Source organism: Lysinibacillus sp. BSL11 (genome assembly GCF_052928325.1).
The window spans coordinates 15,029-34,649 of the sequence record NZ_JAVGCX010000008.1 but is presented as its reverse complement, the minus strand read 5'-3'; the positions used below and the strand labels follow the sequence as shown (position 1 = coordinate 34,649).

Genomic DNA, 19,621 nt, shown 5'->3' with positions numbered 1-19,621 from the left:
AGTTGTCTCATTGATTTGAGACAACTTTTTTGTTATCAAATAGAAGGACGATAGACTATGTCTATCGTCCTTAGCATTTTATTATTTTTTAGATATAGTTGCTGCCATATTAAGCATAGCATCTGTTAAATCTTGTTCATCATTATCATGAATAGTTAATTTTGTAATGAGACCATCTTTCTCAAGGACAACCCCAATTACTTTCTCAGTGTCGAAGTCCACAACATAACCCTCGATATTTTGAACATCTTTGAATGCTGCTAATTCCTCAGCAGTTAGAGCGACTGTTTCACCCACTGCGTTCATATAATCTTGCATAGTTGTTTTTACTTCTTCAAAGCTCGATTGTGAAGCTTCAATTGTTTCAATACGCATAAACACTTCGTCATCATCATTTGACACTAACATGTCTTTACCAGGCTCTTCTTGTGTCAGTGTAAATCCAGGAAGTTGTTGTAGTTTATAGCTTTGATCAACACTTGCAGATTCAGTTGCCTTTTCTGTTTTATCTACACCATTTTGGACGTATTTTACATCTTGTTGAGGCTGTTTAGAAGCATCCTCTGTATTTGTATCATTTGATGCAGGTGTATCTTCTTCTTCCTCATTTGATTCACCTGCTGTATCATCTCCAGATGGTTTTTGATCGGCAGCAGTATTTGATGGCTCATTTTGCTGAGCATCTGAATCCCCTGTTTTATCAGATGTATTACAACCTACAACTAATACGGCTGTTAGTAATAATGCAAGAATAGAAACTAATTTTTTTTGCATAAAAAACCCTCCTTTTCTAAATTAAACGTTAGTAAAGATAAAATGTTTCCAAATATTAATGTTATGATGTTAAAGGTAACACTAAAAATAATAATAGTACAAAAACGACATGAGCTACAATAACAAGTGGCATACTTTTACGCCATTCATATAAGAAGCCCCAAATAATGCTTGTTACCAATGCAGCAATGACACCAAGCATAAATCCGCTAAGGGCAATTGATACAGCACATAATACTGCGGTAACTAAGACAGCCAGCGGTGGGCGCATAAAACGTTTTAACTGTTGTTGGATATAACCACGCCAAAATAATTCTTCACCTATAGCGACGATAAATACGAGTAAAACATAGTGCCAGATATTTTGTGGTCCGTAGCTTGCTAAAAATTTTTGAACGGATTGTACTAGATTATTATTAATATATGGAGCGAGCCAGTAACCAAAGCGAATAATACCATATGTGATGGTACCGTATCCAATACCAAAGAGTAAAAATTGCCATGTAGGTAATTGATCTTCAATGGATCCAGCTAAGATGGCAATGGCAATACATACTAGTAGAGTGAATGCATACATGTACCAAAATACAGCTTGGTTAGCAAAGGTAAAAGCAAGCATGCCATAAACGAATAATAAAGAAAGGAGAAATAGTATTGTTTGTTTCGAATTTGTTAGCATATTCGACCTCCATACCTTAATCTTATCAAAAAAATAGTCCCTTATCATCTATTAAGACAAATAGGGACTATTCAGACTATTAAGCTTCATTAGTATATAAGATTTTATATCGTTTATGATTGACGACCGTTTTTTCTTCAATTTCAAGGGAATCAAAATTCTCCATATATGTTAAATTAACGATCACCGAATTTTCATTTACCTTTTCTACAATACCTTGGAGACCATTTTTAAACTCGATAATATTTCCAACTTCAGCTATTTTCACAGACAGTCAGCTCCTTCATCGACTAATAATATACAGTTTGCATGAAAAATTGGTAAACGTAAAGCTTTTTTTAAATAATTCATAATTTATTACACAAATGAGGAAAAGAGAGGAATAAAGTTCATGGAAAAATACGAAAATATGCTTAAACAATTACAAAATGGGGAAAGAGAAAGTATTGAAATCCAAAAGGAAGAATTTTACGAATTTAGAGAAATACTTGTAAAACACCCATTATTTAAACATTTTAGAGGTGAGGCCAAGCAAAATGGGCGAATTATCTATACTTATACTGAAACACCAAGAAGTTAATTTGTCGAACATTGTCGTAAGTTAATGCTGTAAGAAATGAAATATAAATGTATAATAATGGTATGATTATTTGTGTGTGGAGGGTTGTATGAATGGTCAATCTACTCTTGAAACAAATGGAACAAACTCGTGAGATGATGATTCGCTCAGGTGTAGAAAACGGGTTACAAAATGCAAAAACCATTCAACTGAGTCGCAGATTAGATCAGTTAATGAATACTTATTATAGACAGATGGCATTTGAAGAAGAAAAAGACCAAGAAGACTAACAAAAGATTGTTCCAGTATTCAGAGTAAAAAAACATTTTAACATATATGTTTAAAATGCATTTCAATGGGGAATAACTTACTATGAACACAGCAACATTCTCATTTCCCCCTTTAGAGCAGTGATCCCCCAATCACTTGCTCTCTTTTTTTTGCTTATTCGGTATATATGCCCTACCTATAAATTTTAGTACAAGTTGTGGGAAGAGTTTGAATTATCCCATTCATTCACCTAAACTGAAAAGATATAGAGTTGAACTCTCATGGAGAGTGCAGACATTCTAGAACAAAGGAGCATTGTACATATGACAAAGAAACGTATTGCATTTATTGGAACTGGAGTAATGGGTGCTAGTATTATTAAGCATTTATTAAAAAATGGTCATGAAGTTACTGTCTATACTCGCACGCAAGAAAAAGCAGAACCTCTTGTTGCTTTAGGGGCATCATGGGCAAGCTCGCCTGCTGAGGCATTTAGAAACCATGAAATTGCTTTTACAATGGTTGGTTATCCTTCAGATGTAGAGGAAGTATATTTTGGGGAAAATGGCCTCTTCCAAACAGCAGAACAAGGCAACATTGTTATTGATATGACGACATCAGAGCCATCTTTAGCAAAGAAAATTTATATGCATGCTCAATCCATCGGAGTAGAGGCTTTAGACGCCCCTGTTTCAGGAGGGGATATTGGTGCACAAAATGGCACTTTGTCGATCATGATTGGTGGTGATCAAATCACATACGACAAGGTATTGCCAATTATGAAGCAGTTTGGAGGTAATATAATTTATCAAGGTGAAGCAGGAGCTGGACAGCATGCAAAAATGTGCAATCAGATTGTCATTGCCTCTGGTATGATTGGCGTGTGTGAATCATTAGCTTATGGACTAAAGGCAGGATTAGATTTACCTACCGTATTACAATCGATCTCTTCAGGCGCAGCAGGTTCATGGTCTTTAAGCAATTTAGCCCCACGTATGATAAAAGAAGATTTTGCACCAGGCTTTTATATTAAACATTTTGTAAAGGATATGAAAATAGCTTTAGATGAGTCAAACAAAATGGACATCACATTACCAGGACTTGCATTAGCCTATGAAATGTATGAGAAATTAATCGCAGCAGGCTATGGTGATAATGGTACACAAGCACTCTTGAAGTATTATAAATAATTTGCGATGCGATTATGAATAGGAAACCTGAAGGCTCCTTAATGGGAGACCTTCAGGTTTTTTTGTTTTACTCTTTCCCGAAAAGTTGAGAATCCAGTGAGAAGCTGGATGCGCCTGCGAGAGCAAAGTAAAGAGCTATTGCACCTAATGCTAAATCTAATTCATAACCAGCCAATCCATCTGCCCCGATAAAGCCGATGCTAAGCTTTGCTGTAAAGATCGCCACAATCATTGTAATCGTTAATAAAGCACCAAATATTCTTGTTGCTAAACCTAAAATAATGGCAATTCCACCAACTAACTCAATAATTGCCACAATATACGCCATAAATCCTGGTATACCTAGACTATCAAAGAAGTCAGCTGTATAGCTAATACCGCCTTGAAATTTTTGAAAACCATGCACTGCAAAAATAACGCCTAGAACGATACGTAAAATTGTTGAACCAATATTTTGCATAATAAAGTAACTCCTTTTCTTTTTGCTTACAATTCGTAACTTAGTTTATTTTTAAAAACAACTTTTGTCAAGTAACTTAATGTATTTTTAGAACAGGTTTTTTAAAAAAGTGATATACTGTTAAATAGGAACTAATCTACAAAGGGGGGAAGTCATTTGGATCAAAAAAATATTTGTCCACGATTTGAAAAAGCACTCATGATATTAAATCATCGCTGGAATACGCTACTTATTTATCAGCTACTAGATGGTCCGCAAAGGTATTCGACCATTAAAAATCAGCTGAATATTAGTAGCCGTGTATTAACAGAACGTTTAAAGGAGTTAGAGACTGAGCAAATAGTGCTACGTACAGTAATTCCCTCAACGCCAGTTGTCATTGAGTATGAATTGACGGAAAAGGGTTATGCTATTGCACCTGTGCTAAAAGCGATCGAGCATTGGTCCTCTGAATGGGTAACCATAGATATAGAATGATAAAAAGGTATTCAAGCGAGGGGCTTGAATACCTTTTTTTGGATTCACACAGAAAATAAGCGTTCAATTATCGACCATTTGGCAGTTATTTTTCAGTGAATTTACTGTTATATTGTAAATAATATTAATTTTCTTTAAAAAAAGGTGTTTTTTATTTCAGAGAGAAATTAATTGTTTATTATAGAGAATGGAGAGGAGGGTATTATGGAGAAGAGTACAGCTATAGACGTACAACATCGAAGTCAATTAGCCATTTATTTATCATTACCGATACTTTCATGGGCATTTTATGATTTTGCGAATACAATTTTTTCTTCAAATATAAATACAATATTTTTTCCCTTTTACATGGATGAGGTTTTAGGAACAAATGAAGTCATGCAACAAGTTGCGAGCACCTTTATATCTTATGCAAATGCCATTGCAAGCTTGTTGCTCGTTATCTTTTCACCCCTTTTCGGTGTGTGGATTGATAACACAGGTTATAAAAAGAGATTTATTGTATGGTTTGCATCCATATCTATTCTGTTTACGTTTATGATGGGAATATTTGCGAATGTACAAACCACTGTCAATTACTCTGGTGTGCCTCTTAGTTTATTTTTGGTAGTTGCAAGTTTTGTCATAGCGAAATTTTTCTTTAATTCAAGTTTAGTATTTTACGATTCTATGATGGGTGATCTAGGAACAAAAGAAGAGATGCCGCTCATTTCAGGGTATGGTGTTGCAATCGGATATCTTGGTACACTTTTTGGATTACTTGTTTACTTGTATGTTGGTAACAGCGATTTTCATCGAGCGTTTATTCCAACAGCCATTCTGTATCTACTCTTTTCATTGCCATTATTCTTAATTAATAAAGATACGCCGATCCCAAAGTCACAACGAAAGTCCTTAAAGTTTTTAGATGGTTATAAAGAAATCATTCAAACATTTAAAGATATGAAGCAATATAAAGCAATCTTTACCTTTATGGTTGCTTATTTCTTTCTAAATGATGCCATTGCTACAACGATTGCTATGATGGCTGTTTATGCGACAACAATTGTTGGCTTTAGTTCTGGACAATTTATCGTTCTTTATTTGGTCTCTACTGTCTCAACAATCATTGGGTCACTTGCGTTTGGGTATGTTACGAAATCAATAGGAGCTAAACGTGCCATTACAATTGTTGCACTTATTATGATTGTTGCTTTAATATTCGCTGTTTTTGCTTCAGCACAATGGATGTTCTGGCTTGCTGGTAGTCTATTTGGTATATCACTTGGCTCAATGTGGGTGACATCTCGGACATATATTATTGAATTATCACCGAACGAAAAACGTGGACAATTTTTTGGGTTGTTTGCTTTTTCAGGTAAAGTATCCTCCATTATTGGTCCAGCCATATATGGAACTGTTACATTGTGGATGAAGGATTATGGTACTATTGCTAGTCGTGTAGCATTATCAACGTTGATCGTTATGACGGTCGTTGGTCTATTGGTACATCTAAAAGTTAATGATAAAAATGGAAATAGCAAGTAGGAGAAATGTATTGCCTATGATACAATTGAATTATAAACAGATGTAGAGAAAGGAGCGGGGTTGCATTGGAACATAAAGGAATATTATTAGAAAGTGGAACAAATGAGCTAGAGATTGTTGAATTTGAAGTAGCAAACAATAAATTCGGCATCAATGTTATTAAAGTAAAAGAAATTATTCAACCGATCCCAGTAACGTTTATCCCACACGCGCACCCGCATGTAGAAGGAATCATTCAATTACGTGGTGAGGTATTACCTGTTGTAGATATGCTACGAGTATTAGGGATTCAAGGTGTTGAGCGTAATCCACAACAAAAATATATTGTAGCAGAATTTAATAAACAACGTGTCGTTTTCCATGTAGATAATGTAACACAAATTCATCGAATTTCTTGGAATCAAATCGAAAAGCCTTCAGATATGTATCAGGGAGGTACATCACAAGTAATCGGTGTGATTAAACAGAATGAGCAAATGATTCTATTACTAGATTTCGAAAGAATTATGGTGGATATCAATCCTGCGTCAGGAATTAGTGTGGAATCTGTGAAAAAACTCGGTAAACGTGAGCGATCTGGAAAGAGAATTTTAATTGCAGAAGATTCACCGTTATTACGTAAATTACTGTTCGATACAATGAATGAAGCTGGTTATGACAATGTTGAATTCTTTGAAAATGGCCGCGATGCTTATGAATACTTAGAGGGAATTGCGAAGAGTGGCAGTGACATAGCGGAGCATATTCAATTGGTGGTAACGGATATTGAAATGCCACAAATGGACGGCCATCATTTGACACGAAAAATCAAAGAGCATCCCGATCTTCAAAAGCTTCCTGTTATCATTTTTTCAAGTCTAATTACAGACGACCTTCGTCATAAAGGTGATCAAGTAGGGGCTGAGGATCAAATAAGTAAGCCAGAGATTGCAGAGCTCATTTTACGTGTTGACCAACTTATTCTGTAATCACCATGGCTTACATGATACTTCTCAATTTTAATAATGGGTATCCTGCAAGTATAAATAAATGAAAGTAAAGTCGGATGCCTTAATTAAGAGGGTCCGATTTTTTTGTATATGTCCTAATATTATGAACAAAATAAATGGTAGATGCTTGAAGGATGTGATTATTTGAATGAATTAAAAACAGCTATTATTGATATCGGCTCCAATACTATCCGATTAGTATTATATCAATATAATAATGAAGAGGGACTTCGTGAGCTTGGAAATATTAAGACGGTAGCACGATTGCGTACATATTTACAGCCCTCAGGAGAGATGTCTGACGAAGGTATTCAAGTGTTATCAGAAACTTTATTGACATTTAAAGCCATGCTTGAGGATTTTGAAGTAACAGATGTAATAGCTGCTGCGACTGCTGCTATTCGACAAGCCACTAATCGAGACAAAATTATTGAGGAAATGAAAGAACGGACTGGTATCCAAATACAGCTTTTATCAGAAGAAGAAGAAGCCTATTTTGGATACGTTGCTGTTGCTTATTCCATGGGTACGAAATCGGCCGTAACGATAGATATCGGTGGTGGTAGTACCGAAATTACGCTGTTTGAAAATAAAGAAATTCAGCAATCACATAGTTTCCCTTTTGGGACAGTTTCTTTAAAGCAACGTTTTGTAAAAGGTGAAATTATTAATAGTAGTGAGAAAAAAGAGCTTCTTGCCTTTGTCAAAGAGCAGTTCCAAACACTCCCTTGGATAAAAAATGTTGCTCTACCCATTATCGCAATTGGTGGTAGTGCGCGGAATATTGCTCAAATACATCAACAAAAGCATGATTACCCTATTGCCAGCGTTCATGGTTATGAAATGACGAAGGAAAATTTGGATGATTTAAGCTTATTTTTAGGGCAATTAAGCTTTCAGGAGTTGAAACAATTGGATGGGCTCTCATCTGACCGCGCAGATATCATTGTTCCTGCATTAGAGGTATTTAGAATATTGATGGAGGTAGTTGGTAGTGAGACCTTCCAACTGACCAAGCGAGGTTTACGTGAGGGACTCATTATTCAACGGATTTTGCAAACAGATCCACAGGCGTTTGATAAAGATAATGTATTTGAAGGAAATGCTAGAAGATTAGCACGTCAGTATGGTCGGAGTGAAATGGAAGTAGATTATTTAATGCATTTAGCAGACCAATTGTATCGTGAATGTTGTCATTTAGGCTACTTGCAATATCATCCAGAAGATTTGCATTTATTAGCAAAAGCGGCGAAGGTTTTTAATATAGGAGAGTATATCGAATTAAGCTCTTCAAGCCAACATACTTTTTATTTAATTGCGAATCAGTCCATTGATGGTTTAAATCATTTAGAACGAGTAAAACTAGCACTTCTTGCCTCCTATAAAAATAAAGATTATTTCGAACGTTTTGCTGCTCCATTTTCTACATGGATGAGTCGGGAGGAACATCGTAAAATAAGAGATTTCGGAGCGTTATTAAAATTTGTCTATGCATTAAATGTTTCAAAACGCAATATAGTACATGCTATTGAAATGCACACAGAAGAAGATCATGTTCAGCTTAATATTTATGTAAAAAAGAATGCTGCGGCTGAAAAATATCAAGCCAATCGACATAGAAAGCATTTAGAACGTGCATTAAAAATCCCAATGAAGATCAATTTTATTGAAGAAGGGTGGAACAATGGATGACAACTGAAGTAACGAAAAACGAGCTACATGGGGAAGAATTTTCCGAAAACTACAATCTATTGTTAGAGGAAATTGCAAAGCCTCAATATTATAATAATCGCGAATTAAGCTGGCTTGCCTTTAATGAGCGAGTGCTAGAGGAAGCAGAGGATATTAATAATCCTCTGCTTGAACGTTTAAAATTTTTAGCTATATTTAGTTCCAATTTAGATGAATTTTTCATGGTACGTGTTGCAGGCTTACAGGACCAGGTTCGTGCTGGTTTTCATAAGCCCGAAAACAAATCTGGCTTAACGCCGAAGGAACAGTTGGCCAAAATAGCAGAACGCACACAAGCATTAGTGCGTCGACAAACTGAGGTATATAGACATTTAATCTATGATTTACTGCCTCAACATAATGTACATATTGCGGACATGAAAGATTTAAATAGCAAGCAAAAATCATTTATCAATGAAATGTTTGCAGAAACTATCTTCCCTGTTTTAACACCTGTTGCAGTGGATGCGTATCGTCCTTTCCCAACTTTGCTTGGTAAAACTTTGAATTTACTAGTGCTGTTAGAACAGGATGAGTCAGATCTTGAAAGTCGTGAAAGAGTGGCGATTGTCCAGGTTCCATCTGTGCTAGATCGCTATATAAAAGTACCGTCCGAAGAAGGAAAGACAGTTGTAGTTTTATTGGAGGATGTGATAGTAGCACATATTGAAAAGCTGTTTTATGGCTATAGCGTAAAATCAGCACAAGCCTTCCGCTTAACAAGAAATGCAGATTTAACTATCCATGAAGAAGGGGCTCGAGATCTTCTCGTGGAGATCGAAAAAGAGCTGAAAAAGCGAAAGTGGGGAGTAGGAAGCCGTTTAGAAGTTCGAGTGGGAGAAATGAACGAGGAAGTGCTGCAATACTTACTAGATGAATTCGAAATAGAAGAATCCGATGTATTCCATATTGATGGTCCTTTGGATTTAACGTTTATGTTCTCTTTTGTAAAAGGTATTTCAGTAGGTCGTGAGCATTTAGAATATGAAAGCTTTATCCCACAGCCACCTTTAGATTTACAGTCTGACGAAAATATTTTCGAAAAAGCACTTCAACAGGATATATTTTTCCATCATCCATATGAATCTTTTGCCCCTATTGTTGATTTTATTTCTGAGGCCGCTGTCAACCCGAATGTGTTGGCTATAAAACAGACATTATATCGAGTAAGCGGGAATTCCCCTATTATTCAAGCGTTAAAACTTGCCGCTGAAAACGGTAAACAAGTAACGGTATTAGTGGAACTAAAGGCACGTTTCGATGAAGAAAATAATGTACACTGGGCAAAACAATTAGAACAAGCAGGTTGTCTTGTAATTTATGGGATGAATAATTTAAAAACACACTCAAAAATTACGCTAGTCGTTAGTCGTCGTAACGGCAAAATTGAACGTTTTGTCCATTTGGGTACCGGAAATTATAATGATGCTACTGCAAAAATTTATACGGATATGGGCATAATAACGACAGATAAAGAGTTTGGCATTGATGCGACAAATTTCTTTAACTACTTAAGTGGCTATACAGAAAAACCTACCTTTAATCATTTAGTCGTTGCACCATTTGATATACGAGATGAGTTTATTCGTTTAATGGATGAGGAAATTGCCTGTCATAAAAAATATGGAAATGGTTTTATCCGTGCAAAAATGAATTCATTGACAGACAAAGATTTAATGATGAAGCTTTATGAGGCATCCATTGCGGGTGTAAAGGTCGAACTTATTATTCGTGGTATATGCTGTATTAGACCAGGAATCCCAGGTATTAGTGAAAACATTACCGTAACAAGTATTGTTGGTCGTTTCCTTGAACACTCTCGTATTTATTGGTTCCATCATAATGGGGAAAATAAAGTTTATTTATCCTCTGCAGATATGATGACACGTAATATGATTAAACGTGTAGAAATTTTATTCCCTGTATATGCAAGTGAAGCAAAAACTCGTATTATTGACATAATGAATGCACAATTAATGGATACTGCGAAAGCCCGTATTCAAGACTCTAATGGTAAGTATCATTATAAAGAGTTTGATCGTAGCGAAGATCCATTAAATAGCCAGGAAATTTTCTTGAAGGATGCATTAAAGCCTACGCTAGACGAAGAATAGAGCAAACACGCTACTTAGTGAGGGATAGAATGAAAAAATGTAGAGAAAATGTAGCGCCATTTGCAGAATATCAACAGCTCATGCAACTAAATCCATTTGATGCAATTATTTGTTTGAGACAAGTTGATAACATAGTGTTTGAGGTCGTTGAATTTAATGAAAAGCTATCTTCAATGATGGAGCTGGAGGATATAACAGCCAAAAACGCTGAGAACTTTTTTACTAAGCAATGCTGGCTGCAATTATCGGGATTTCTAATTGAGGAAATCAATAAACAGCATACTCTAAAATTAGGTAACGGTCTTCAAGAGAAAACATTTGTGCTTCATGTTCAGCACTTTTCTGAATCAATCGTTGCCATTATTCTTCGAGCGATAACATTTGAAGAAAATCCCTATTTACAGTTCATTGAACAACACATAAGTCCAGTGTTAACGACAGATTTACAAGGTCGAATAATTCATCAAAATATTGCTGCTACTGCTACACTATCGAGAGAGCAGCACAGTCTAATTGGACTAGATATTTTTTCATTACTAGAAAGTAAATACCTCAATGAATTTAAATTATTATTTACCAAAACAATCGAAGGTTCAGCGTTTGGCATGCCTAAATGCTTATTGAAAGGTGATTTACTAAGTAAAGAGCCCTTTTATTTAAGAACGCATCCAACCTATTATAATGGTGAAGTTGTGGGTGTTCACCTATTTGTTAAAGATGCGAATTCATTTATGAATGATCATGAAGCATTCTATTACCTAGCACTAATGGATGAATTAACAGGTATTTGGAATCGAAAAGCTTTTAAGGAGCATTGGCTACAGCATTTAAATGATAAAAAGCAAGAGCATAAGCAAGCCGCTCTTATTTTAGTTGACATTGACCGTTTTAAAAAGTTTAATGAATCCCTTGGCGAGAGCAAGGGAGATGATTTGATGCGTATGTTTAGTCATAGGTTACGGGAGCTTTGCTACTCAAAGTGTTCGCTATATCGATATAATAGTGACGAGTTTATTTTTGTGCTCAAAGATGCAACCATCCAAAAAATTGAACGAACTGCAAACTTGATTATGGACGTATTAAAACAGCCATTTATGATAGATGGACAGGAATATTTTATAAGTGTATCGATTGGGATTTCACTTAGCCCAGCAGATGGTAAAGATATCGAGACACTTGTACGGAAAGCAGATAAAGCTTTATTTTCTGTTAAAGAACATGGTCGTTCACATTACCGCTACTACCGTGAAGATATGACGGCTATTTTTCCAAACGAAGCATTGATGGAGGCACATTTACGTCGTGCAATCGAATTTAATGAGCTAAGTCTCCATTTACAACCGCAAATGGATTTAGCAAATAATAGCATCAATAGCTTTGAAGCATTATTACGATGGAATAACCGTAAATTTGGTTTTGTATCACCAGCACAATTTATTCCTATTGCAGAAGCCTCAGGGTTGATTATTGAAATTGGTGATTGGATTATTGATGAGGTATGTCGTTACCAAAAAGAATGGCAATCGAAGGGATATCGTCCTGTACGGATTGCAGTCAATATATCTCCAAAACAGTTTCGAAAAGAAAATTTTGCCCGAAAAATTAAAACAGCTTTAAAGAAATATGGTGTACCACCTGAATTATTAGAAGTAGAAATTACCGAAAGCTCTATGACAAATGTTCATGAAACATTTTCGATTCTTACAGAACTGAAGCAATTAGGTGTTTATGTGTCTGTGGATGACTTTGGGACAGGCTATTCCTCATTAAGTTATCTCAAGCGTTATCCGATTGATATTATTAAAATTGATCAGTCATTTATTGCAGATATAGCAAAGGATGACAAAAATGAAGCCATTATAAAAGCCATTATTTCGATGTCTCATAATTTAGGATTAGAGGTCATTGCTGAGGGAATTGAAGAACCAATACAAGTCGATTTTCTCAAACGCCATCGTTGTCAAAAAGGGCAAGGCTATTTGTATAATAAACCATTACCAGTAGAAACGATTGTACAACAATATTTTGTAAGCTAGAAAACGGGTAGCACTTTCATCATAAAATAGATGAAGTGCTACTTTTTTATTTGCCGTTTTTAAGACCGTTTAAGACAATTGCTGTAAATTGCGCCATCTCAGAGGCTAGGTCAAAGTCTTCACTATGTATCAACCAATCATAGACATTGGCACGCATACAGCGCTGAATAAGTGTTTGTATGGTAGCAGCAGAAACATCTTGTCTAAATTCCCCATGTTGAATTCCTTCCTCGATATATGTATTCATTATCTGAAAAATCTTACGTTGTGGATTGATTAAATAATGATCCTGTTTTACTTGGTTTGTCATAGCAGCCGTATACACTGTACGTAATAAATCCTTCCCCACAATATTTGTTAAATATTTCATTTGCTCTTGATATACTAAAAGAATTTTTTCACTTGCTGGTAATGAGGGATCAATATTTTTTTCAACTGTACTATAAAAATTATCAAGCTCCTTAAATTTTTCTAAAATAACATCATATTTAGATGGGAAATGTGTATAAAATGTACCCTTTGAAACATTACATGCCTTCGTAATTTGTTCAACAGAAACATGTTCATAACCATGCTTGTTAAATAAATCTAAAGAAGCTTTTAATAATTTTTCACGTGTTTCTAATGCCTTTTTCTGTCTGCTTGTGAGTGTTTCCATCGGTAGCTAATACCTCCTGTTTAAAATATTGTAAAATATCTTTTGTGAAAAATATTCTGAAAATATTAAATTTTTAATTGACGAGATGGATTTTGATTGATTATGATTTAAATGACCGAAGTCAATGACTGTGGTCAATGAGGTTATCTCGTTATTAATGTTACTTTAAAAAATGAAAGTTGGCTAGTATATCATCAAGTTTTCCGTTGTATTTTCAAGGAATGGGGAGGTCACAATGAAGGGAAAATTAGGTTTTATTGGCTTAGGGAATATGGGTTTACCGATGGCTATTAACTTATTAAGGGCAGATTATCAGGTGTATGGTTTCGATACGAATGTGAAAGCAATGGATCAATTCGCAGCAGCAGGTGGTTTCGGCCTTGAGACAGCTATGGATATTGCGAAACAATGTGATGTTATTATGACAAGCTTGCCTACCCCTCAGGTTGTAGAATTGGTTTATCAGTCAGAGCAAGGAATTTTACAACATGCAAAGAAAGGATGCCTACTGATTGATTTTAGTACTGTTAATCCCGAATTAAATGATACGTTACATACAGAAGCTATAGCTTTGGGATTACGTTATTTGGGAGCTCCTGTCAGTGGGGGTGTCATTGGGGCTATCAATGCGACATTAACTATTATGGTTGGTGGTGACACAGAAGATTATAAAAGTGCCAGTGAAATATTCGGAATAATCGGTAAAAATATTTATCATTTGGGTACATCTGCAAGTATAGGGACGCGGATTAAATTACTCAATAACTTAATGATTGGCTTTTACACAGAGGCAGTCGCTGAAACGATTGTACTTGGTGAAAAAATGGGTATTCAGGCAGACACGCTCTATGAAGTATTAAGTAATAGTTATGGGCAAAGCCGTATTTATGAACGTAATTATTTGGAATATATGAAAAATGATAATTATGAGCCGGGCTTTTCGACAAATCTACTATTAAAAGATTTGAAGTTAGCTAAGGAAATGGCTGATGAAGCAGGCGTATCGCTGCGAATCGGCGAAAAGTTAGTGGATCTTTATAGTGGAATTGCTCAGCAGGGCTATGGAGAAAAAGATATGTCTGCAGCTTATTTAAGCTTAAAAGAAAAATGTAAACTAGAACAATTTTAAGAGGAGGAAATGGATATGACAACAGCACAAGATGTTAAAACATTAACACATTTTATTGGTGGCAAATTGGTTGAAGGAAAAAGTGGACGATTCGGTTCGGTATTTAATCCAACAACAGGTGAAGTCATTGCTAAGGTACCCCTTGCAACAGTAGAGGAAACACAAGATGCAATCGAGCAAGCTCAAGCAGCATTTCCAGCTTGGCGTGATACGTCAGTGGCTAAGCGTGCAGAAATTGTACTAAAGTTCCGTAACCTTATCACTGAAAATATGGAAGAGCTATTACAAATCATTTGTACTGAAAGCGGTAAAACGATTGAAGATGCCAAAGGTGAAATTACACGAGGACTTGAATCTGTTGACTTAGCCATTGGTGCGCCCCACTTAATGAAAGGAGAATACTCTGTAAATGTTGGAGGTCAAATAAATGCTTATTCTGCAAAGTATCCATTAGGGGTTGTGGCAGCAATTTCTCCATTTAACTTCCCCATCATGGTGCCTCTAGCACAAACGAGTATGGCCATTGCTGTAGGAAATGCGGTTATTTTAAAAGCATCCGAGCGTGTGCCAATGACTGCATTGTATGTTAGTGAGCTTTGGAAGAAGGCGGGATTGCCTGATGGTATTTGGACAGTAATCAATGGTGATAAAGATGCTGTCAATGAACTTTTAGAAAACCCTGCTGTGCAAGCGATTTCATTCGTTGGATCAACACCAGTTGCGAAGTATATTTATGAAACTGGGTCAAAATATGGAAAGCGTGTTACTGCACTTGGTGGGGGTAAAAATAATATGGTTGTAATGCCTGATGCGGATCTTGAACAGGTAGCTAATGCCTTTATTGGAGCAGCGTATGGGGCAGCCTCACAACGCTGTATGGCGATATCTACCATTATGCCTGTAGGAAAGGATACTGCAGATCGTCTAGTGGAGATTCTGAAGGATAAAATCGCCAATCTGAGGGTTGGCCCTTATACAAATCCTGATTCAGATTTTGGCCCTGTTATTTCTCAACAATCGAAAGAAGCAATTCTTACTGCAATTGATCGAGGGGAAGCCGAAGGAGCTTCAGTAATTTGTGACGGACGAGAGCTTGACATTGTCAAAGAGTCTAAAGGGTTTTATGTAGGACCTACATTATTAGATCATGTAAAACCAGAAATGGAAGTTTACGAGCAAGAAATATTTGGTCCAGCTCGCAATGTTGTTCGTGTAGATTCCTTAGAGGAAGCTATTACACTTATAAATAAGCATGAGCTAGGCAATGGTGTCACAATCTTTACGAATGATGGATTAGCAGCTCGAAAATTTACAACAGAAATTGATGTTGGCATGGTTGGTGTCAATGTACCAATTCCAATTCCTGTTGGCTACCATAACTTCGCAGGCTTTAAAGGCTCTCGTTTTGGTGAGGGGCATATGTTTGGCCCAGATCAAGCACGATTCTTTACAAAAACTAAGACAATTTCAGAGCGTTGGATGGCTGGTAATGCCTCCCCAGCATCCACATTTGCATTCCCAAGCAATAACGACTAATAAAACCTAGAGCTGTAGAGCTATACAGCTCTTTTTCTAAAAAAGGGGATGGGTGGGGTGTAAATGTTAGAGTATATTGGTCTTTTTGGTAGTTTAGCATTATTAGTTTATTTAACAATGAAGGGTGTAAATCTACTTATTTCAGCACCGTTAACGGCGCTGTTAGCAGCTTTAACAAACGGTCTTGCATTTTTTCCTCAAACAGCTGATAAAGATCAGCCCAACTTTCTAACGAGCTATATGGATGGGTTCACAGGATTTGTTGGTTCTTGGTACTTAATGTTCATGGCGGGCGCCATTTTCGGTAAAGTCATGGAGGACACAGGCGCTGCAGATAGTGTCTCTAAATGGATTGTAGAAAAAATAGGGGTGAAATATGCCACATATGCTGTAGTCTTAGCTGCAGCAGTACTCACATATGGTGGTGTTTCAGTTTTTATCGTAGCCTTTTCTGTTTATCCAATGGCTATTAGTTTATTTAAACAAGCAAACTTTCCACGACGTTTTATTCCTGCTGCACTGGGCCTAGGTTCTGTCACATTTACGATGACATCAGCAGGCTCACCTGAGATTCAAAATTGGATACCGATTCCATATCTTGGTACAACTCCATATGCTGGTTGGCAAGTTAGTATTGTCGTGGCTATTTTTATGGCCGTTGGTGGCTCGCTTTGGCTGAATTGGATGATTAAACGCGCTGTAAACAATGGGGAGATTTTCATTGAGCGCTCCACTGATCCAGTTGCTGATAAAACACGTAAGCTACCGAGTCCCCTTTTGAGTCTCGTACCATTATTAGTTGTTTTAGTCATTTCTTATATTTTCCATAATTCACTTGGAACCTCTGCTTTAATTGTAGCCTTAACTAGTGGCTGTATCGTGGCTTATTTAGTGAGTTACAAATATGCAAAGTCAGTTGGCGCAACATTAGCAGCAGGTGCGATGGGTGCTATTATTGCCATTGCAAATACGGCGGCTGTTGTCGGCTTTGGTGGGGTAGTCAAAGCAACACCATCCTTTGTTGCAACTGTTGATGTAATGACCAATATCCCTGGCAGTCCGCTGATTGGAGGAGCCTTAGCTATTGCGGTTATTGCTGGTTTAACAGGTTCAGCATCAGGGGGACAAACAATTGCAATGCCCTTACTAGCACCGCATTATATCGAGATGGGTGTAGATACAGAGGCATTGCATCGGACAATCGCTATAGCATCTGGTTCCCTAGATTCATTGCCACACGGAGGATATGTTGTGACAACCATCAATTCAGTATGTAATGAAAAGCATAAGGATGCATATATGCCATTTGGAGCTTTGACGGTTATTATCCCTATCATAGGTACAATACTTGCAATCATATTATTCTCATTAGGGATGTAGGAGGGATGAAGTATGCAAGGGAAAACGGTTTTTATTACAGGGGCAGCTCGTGGTATTGGTCTTGCCATAGCACAAGCATTTGCTGAGCAAGGGGCTAATATTGTGATAACAGATAAAAATGAACAGCTTCTAGAGGAAGCCGTCGCACAATACCCCTCTTTAACTTCCTATATATGTGATGTGACAGAAGAACAAGCCATAAGAGAAGCCATCGATTTTACGATTAATAAATTCTCAACATTAGATATTTTAATCAATAATGCAGGATTTCAACATGTGTCGCTTATTGAGGATTTTAAGACAGAAATTTTTGAGTCAATGCAAAAAGTGATGGTCGTTGCTCCCTTTGTAGCGATGAAGTATGCGTTACCACATATGAAGAAAAATCAATTTGGTCGTATTATCAATATGGCCTCCATCAATGGCGTCATTGGGTTTGCTGGGAAGGCAGGCTATAATGCAGCAAAGCATGGTGTGATTGGGCTTACTAAGGTAACGGCACTAGAGGTGGCGACAGATGGAATTACGGTAAATGCTATTTGTCCAGGGTATGTTGACACGGAATTAGTACGTAATCAGTTTATGGATTTAGCACAGACACGGGGTATTCAAGTGGAGGAAGTACTTGAACAAGTGTTATATCCACTTGTACCGCAAAAACGTTTACTTGATGTCTCGGAAATTACAGGACTTGCATTATATTTAGCAAGTGATATAGCAAAGGGGTTAACCGGTCAGGCCATTCTATTAGATGGTGGCTATACAGCTCAGTAGCTTAGGAGGGAAAATATGATTCAAACAAAAACCATTTTTACTGTTCATTCACCAGGGACGATTGTATATGGTCGTGATTCATTTGAAGAAGTAGGAGAGTATGCGAAAAAACTAGGTTCTAAGGCATTAATTATTAGTGATCCAATGATGGATAGTTTAGGATTTGTGAATAAATGCCATACACTGTTAAAGACCCAAGGGATAGAAGTCGTTTCATATATAGGGGTGATAACTGAGCCGGATGATACGTATGTAGCAGAGGGATTACAGCTTTTGCAGAAGGAAAACTGTGATGTCATTATATCTGTTGGTGGGGGTAGCTGTATTGATACGGCGAAGGCGATTGCAGTAGTGGCTACAAATGGCGGCTACATAGGAGATTATATGAAAATGGCAAAAGTTGCAGCTGTTGCACCAATTCCACACATTGCAATACCAACAACAGCAGGTACAGGCTCTGAAGCCACAGATGCAACTGTTATTACCAATACAAAAAGTGATGTAAAAATGATGATTAAGCAACCAGCTTTTATGCCAACTATGGCGGTTGTTGATCCTATTTTAACCATTACTTCACCTCCAGCAATTACCGCAGCAACAGGAATAGATGCATTGAGCCATGCCATTGAGAGCTATTTATCGCGTTTAGCTCATCCTTATTCGAATGTGCTCGCCTTATCTGCTATGGAATTAATTGTGAATAACATCATAAAGGTTTTTGAACATGGAGATGATGTTGATGCTAGGGAAGCGATGTCATTGGGTTCGATGCAGGCAGGGCTGTCATTTTCAAATGCTTCTGTTGCCCTCGTACATGGAATGTCGCGTCCCATTGGTGCACTTTTTCACGTACCACATGGCATCTCCAATGCGATGCTTTTACCAGCTGTACTAGACTATTCAAAAGATGCTTGTATAGATCGATTGGCAGATTTGGGACAATTTTTTAATAAAACAAAAGAATGTCTATCACAAGAGGAGCTTGCTCAGCTTGCTATTACGTCCATTAAAGACATGTGTAAGTATATGAAAATTGGCAATTTAAAACAGTGGGGAATAGAGGAGCAAGCTTATTATCAGGCCATTCCTAAAATGGCTGAGGATGCACTTGCAAGTGGAAGCCCTGACAACAATCCGAAGATACCAACTTTAGAAGAGTTAATGGAGCTATATAAAATTGCCTATACGTATGAGTTTTAATTATATTGGAGAGCTATTCATTCGGATGAATGGCTCTTTTATATTTTTTTAGAAAATAAACTCGCATTCTATAGAATTAATATGACATATTCGAGAATATATAGTAAACTTTTAGTGAATCATCATTCATTTTTAACG

General features: G+C 36.8%; 19 protein-coding genes. 14 read left to right on the top strand and 5 right to left on the bottom strand.

What is annotated here, in order from left to right; translation table 11 throughout:
* Positions 1–81: 81 nt before the first annotated feature.
* From RCJ95_RS10875 to RCJ95_RS10865, 3 genes are all read right to left on the bottom strand, one after another.
* A complete protein-coding gene (locus RCJ95_RS10875) occupies positions 82–774 on the bottom strand; it encodes a hypothetical protein (RefSeq protein WP_048391996.1) in 693 nt (230 codons plus the stop codon).
* A 61-nt stretch (positions 775–835) separates the two neighbouring features.
* The gene (locus RCJ95_RS10870; RefSeq protein WP_221679565.1) at positions 836–1,453 is read right to left on the bottom strand and encodes a CPBP family intramembrane glutamic endopeptidase; all 618 of its coding nucleotides are present in this window, start codon (positions 1,451–1,453) and stop codon (positions 836–838) included.
* 79 nt (positions 1,454–1,532) lie between these two features.
* Entirely contained in the window at positions 1,533–1,721 is a 189-nt protein-coding gene (locus tag RCJ95_RS10865; protein WP_004224583.1) for a YkvS family protein, read from the bottom strand.
* 123 nt (positions 1,722–1,844) lie between these two features.
* On the opposite strand from RCJ95_RS10865, the gene RCJ95_RS10860 reads away from it, so the two are divergent.
* From RCJ95_RS10860 to RCJ95_RS10850, 3 genes are all read left to right on the top strand, one after another.
* Positions 1,845–2,033, top strand: a complete 189-nt coding sequence (locus RCJ95_RS10860) for a hypothetical protein (RefSeq protein ID WP_016992451.1) — start codon at positions 1,845–1,847, stop codon at positions 2,031–2,033.
* Positions 2,034–2,125: 92 nt separating this feature from the next.
* Complete coding sequence (locus RCJ95_RS10855; RefSeq protein ID WP_004224595.1) at positions 2,126–2,302, top strand: aspartyl-phosphate phosphatase Spo0E family protein; 177 nt, start codon at positions 2,126–2,128, stop codon at positions 2,300–2,302.
* Positions 2,303–2,605: 303 nt separating this feature from the next.
* Complete coding sequence (locus RCJ95_RS10850) at positions 2,606–3,472, top strand: NAD(P)-dependent oxidoreductase (RefSeq protein WP_221679569.1); 867 nt, start codon at positions 2,606–2,608, stop codon at positions 3,470–3,472.
* Between the two features lie 67 nt (positions 3,473–3,539).
* Here the strand turns inward: RCJ95_RS10850 and RCJ95_RS10845 are convergent, their stop codons facing one another.
* Positions 3,540–3,932 carry a DoxX family protein gene (locus tag RCJ95_RS10845; protein ID WP_221679571.1) on the bottom strand — a complete coding sequence of 131 codons (393 nt, stop codon included), beginning with the start codon at positions 3,930–3,932 and terminating at the stop codon, positions 3,540–3,542.
* 156 nt (positions 3,933–4,088) lie between these two features.
* Between RCJ95_RS10845 and RCJ95_RS10840 the strand changes: the two genes are divergently transcribed.
* From RCJ95_RS10840 to RCJ95_RS10815, 6 genes are all read left to right on the top strand, one after another.
* Positions 4,089–4,409 carry a winged helix-turn-helix transcriptional regulator gene (locus RCJ95_RS10840; protein ID WP_221679573.1) on the top strand — a complete coding sequence of 107 codons (321 nt, stop codon included), beginning with the start codon at positions 4,089–4,091 and terminating at the stop codon, positions 4,407–4,409.
* A 204-nt stretch (positions 4,410–4,613) separates the two neighbouring features.
* Positions 4,614–5,936 carry an MFS transporter gene (locus RCJ95_RS10835; protein ID WP_446722261.1) on the top strand — a complete coding sequence of 441 codons (1,323 nt, stop codon included), beginning with the start codon at positions 4,614–4,616 and terminating at the stop codon, positions 5,934–5,936.
* Positions 5,937–6,001: 65 nt separating this feature from the next.
* Positions 6,002–6,904 (top strand): chemotaxis protein, encoded by a 903-nt coding sequence (locus RCJ95_RS10830; RefSeq protein ID WP_257521223.1) that lies wholly within the window; start codon positions 6,002–6,004, stop codon positions 6,902–6,904.
* A 165-nt stretch (positions 6,905–7,069) separates the two neighbouring features.
* A complete protein-coding gene (locus RCJ95_RS10825; protein WP_446722260.1) occupies positions 7,070–8,617 on the top strand; it encodes a Ppx/GppA phosphatase family protein in 1,548 nt (515 codons plus the stop codon).
* Positions 8,614–10,770 (top strand): RNA degradosome polyphosphate kinase, encoded by a 2,157-nt coding sequence (locus RCJ95_RS10820; protein ID WP_221679578.1) that lies wholly within the window; start codon positions 8,614–8,616, stop codon positions 10,768–10,770. Before RCJ95_RS10825 ends, RCJ95_RS10820 begins: the two co-directional genes overlap by 4 nt.
* Before the next feature lie 29 nt (positions 10,771–10,799).
* Positions 10,800–12,806, top strand: a complete 2,007-nt coding sequence (locus RCJ95_RS10815) for an EAL domain-containing protein (RefSeq protein ID WP_446722259.1) — start codon at positions 10,800–10,802, stop codon at positions 12,804–12,806.
* Positions 12,807–12,852: 46 nt separating this feature from the next.
* Here the strand turns inward: RCJ95_RS10815 and RCJ95_RS10810 are convergent, their stop codons facing one another.
* Entirely contained in the window at positions 12,853–13,464 is a 612-nt protein-coding gene (locus RCJ95_RS10810; protein ID WP_313150252.1) for a TetR/AcrR family transcriptional regulator, read from the bottom strand.
* A gap of 235 nt (positions 13,465–13,699) precedes the next feature.
* On the opposite strand from RCJ95_RS10810, the gene RCJ95_RS10805 reads away from it, so the two are divergent.
* The 5 genes from RCJ95_RS10805 to RCJ95_RS10785 all read left to right on the top strand — a co-directional run bounded on the left by RCJ95_RS10805 (position 13,700) and on the right by RCJ95_RS10785 (position 19,483).
* On the top strand, positions 13,700–14,593 hold the full coding sequence (locus tag RCJ95_RS10805; protein ID WP_446722258.1) for an NAD(P)-dependent oxidoreductase: 894 nt from the start codon (positions 13,700–13,702) through the stop codon (positions 14,591–14,593).
* Positions 14,594–14,608: 15 nt separating this feature from the next.
* Positions 14,609–16,129, top strand: coding sequence for a CoA-acylating methylmalonate-semialdehyde dehydrogenase (locus tag RCJ95_RS10800; RefSeq protein WP_446722257.1), 1,521 nt, complete (start codon positions 14,609–14,611; stop codon positions 16,127–16,129).
* 63 nt (positions 16,130–16,192) lie between these two features.
* The gene (locus tag RCJ95_RS10795; protein ID WP_221679589.1) at positions 16,193–17,509 is read left to right on the top strand and encodes a GntP family permease; all 1,317 of its coding nucleotides are present in this window, start codon (positions 16,193–16,195) and stop codon (positions 17,507–17,509) included.
* Between the two features lie 12 nt (positions 17,510–17,521).
* On the top strand, positions 17,522–18,283 hold the full coding sequence (locus RCJ95_RS10790) for a 3-hydroxybutyrate dehydrogenase (protein ID WP_446722256.1): 762 nt from the start codon (positions 17,522–17,524) through the stop codon (positions 18,281–18,283).
* A 15-nt stretch (positions 18,284–18,298) separates the two neighbouring features.
* Positions 18,299–19,483, top strand: coding sequence for an iron-containing alcohol dehydrogenase (locus RCJ95_RS10785; RefSeq protein ID WP_337976208.1), 1,185 nt, complete (start codon positions 18,299–18,301; stop codon positions 19,481–19,483).
* The last annotated feature ends 138 nt before the right edge of the window (positions 19,484–19,621 follow it).

Coding starts and splice junctions, on each gene's coding strand:
- RCJ95_RS10875 (WP_048391996.1), bottom strand. CDS start 774: ATGCAAAAAAAATTAGTTTCTATTCTTGCATTATTACTAACAGCCGTA.
- RCJ95_RS10870 (WP_221679565.1), bottom strand. CDS start 1,453: ATGCTAACAAATTCGAAACAAACAATACTATTTCTCCTTTCTTTATTA.
- RCJ95_RS10860 (WP_016992451.1), top strand. CDS start 1,845: ATGGAAAAATACGAAAATATGCTTAAACAATTACAAAATGGGGAAAGA.
- RCJ95_RS10855 (WP_004224595.1), top strand. CDS start 2,126: ATGGTCAATCTACTCTTGAAACAAATGGAACAAACTCGTGAGATGATG.
- RCJ95_RS10850 (WP_221679569.1), top strand. CDS start 2,606: ATGACAAAGAAACGTATTGCATTTATTGGAACTGGAGTAATGGGTGCT.
- RCJ95_RS10845 (WP_221679571.1), bottom strand. CDS start 3,932: ATGCAAAATATTGGTTCAACAATTTTACGTATCGTTCTAGGCGTTATT.
- RCJ95_RS10835 (WP_446722261.1), top strand. CDS start 4,614: ATGGAGAAGAGTACAGCTATAGACGTACAACATCGAAGTCAATTAGCC.
- RCJ95_RS10820 (WP_221679578.1), top strand. CDS start 8,614: ATGACAACTGAAGTAACGAAAAACGAGCTACATGGGGAAGAATTTTCC.
- RCJ95_RS10815 (WP_446722259.1), top strand. CDS start 10,800: ATGAAAAAATGTAGAGAAAATGTAGCGCCATTTGCAGAATATCAACAG.
- RCJ95_RS10810 (WP_313150252.1), bottom strand. CDS start 13,464: ATGGAAACACTCACAAGCAGACAGAAAAAGGCATTAGAAACACGTGAA.
- RCJ95_RS10805 (WP_446722258.1), top strand. CDS start 13,700: ATGAAGGGAAAATTAGGTTTTATTGGCTTAGGGAATATGGGTTTACCG.
- RCJ95_RS10800 (WP_446722257.1), top strand. CDS start 14,609: ATGACAACAGCACAAGATGTTAAAACATTAACACATTTTATTGGTGGC.
- RCJ95_RS10795 (WP_221679589.1), top strand. CDS start 16,193: ATGTTAGAGTATATTGGTCTTTTTGGTAGTTTAGCATTATTAGTTTAT.
- RCJ95_RS10790 (WP_446722256.1), top strand. CDS start 17,522: ATGCAAGGGAAAACGGTTTTTATTACAGGGGCAGCTCGTGGTATTGGT.
- RCJ95_RS10785 (WP_337976208.1), top strand. CDS start 18,299: ATGATTCAAACAAAAACCATTTTTACTGTTCATTCACCAGGGACGATT.